General features: G+C 41.5%; 4 tRNA genes. All 4 read left to right on the forward strand.

From position 1 onward, the window contains the following. The first annotated feature begins 51 nt into the window (after positions 1 to 51). The 4 genes from QM843_RS09825 (at position 52) to QM843_RS09840 (ending at position 422) form a co-directional block, all read left to right on the forward strand. Positions 52 to 124: transfer RNA gene (locus QM843_RS09825), tRNA-Phe, on the forward strand. Between the two features lie 20 nt (positions 125 to 144). Continuing rightward, positions 145 to 215 (forward strand) — tRNA-Gly (locus QM843_RS09830). 39 nt (positions 216 to 254) lie between these two features. After that, positions 255 to 328: transfer RNA gene (locus QM843_RS09835), tRNA-Ile, on the forward strand. A 6-nt stretch (positions 329 to 334) separates the two neighbouring features. After that, positions 335 to 422: transfer RNA gene (locus QM843_RS09840), tRNA-Ser, on the forward strand. Positions 423 to 716: the final 294 nt, after the last annotated feature.

Here is a 716-nt window from a genome sequence, read left to right on the forward strand (position 1 = left end):
GTCGGGCTCATAACCCGAAGGTCGTAGGTTCAAATCCTGCTCCCGCAATAAGGCTCGGTAGCTCAGTTGGTAGAGCAATGGATTGAAGCTCCATGTGTCGGCGGTTCGATTCCGTCTCGCGCCATTTTTACTTATAGTGTGTATGCGGGTGTAGTTTAGTGGTAAAACTACAGCCTTCCAAGCTGTTGTCGCGAGTTCGATTCTCGTCACCCGCTTTGAACTTTGTTCAAATTACATTACCAAGTTTTTAACTTGGGCGCGTAGCTCAGGTGGTTAGAGCGCACGCCTGATAAGCGTGAGGTCGGTGGTTCGAGTCCACTCGTGCCCATTAATAGGAGAATTACTCAAGAGGCTGAAGAGGACGGTTTGCTAAATCGTTAGGTCGGGTAACTGGCGCAAGGGTTCGAATCCCTTATTCTCCGTTTTATTGAGAGTTTATAACTCTTTTTTTATATTTTTAAGAATAGTAGAATAAAAACTTCAGATTTGTAAAACTTAATTGGATTACTTATCTGAAGTTTTTTTTCGCTCTTTGTCAACTGTAGTGGGCTGCAGAAAAGCTAAAATCTTTATATATTGTTGATTTTATGGGCTCTTTGTCAACTGTAGTGGGTTGATGAAAAGCTAAGCTCGAGAAAGGACAAATTTCGTCCTTTCTTTTTTGATATTCAGAGCGATAAAAATCCGTTTTTTGAAGTTTTCAAAGTTCCGAAATC

Source organism: Streptococcus mitis, from assembly GCF_047463435.1.
GTDB classification, from domain to species: Bacteria; Bacillota; Bacilli; order Lactobacillales; family Streptococcaceae; genus Streptococcus; species Streptococcus mitis_DS.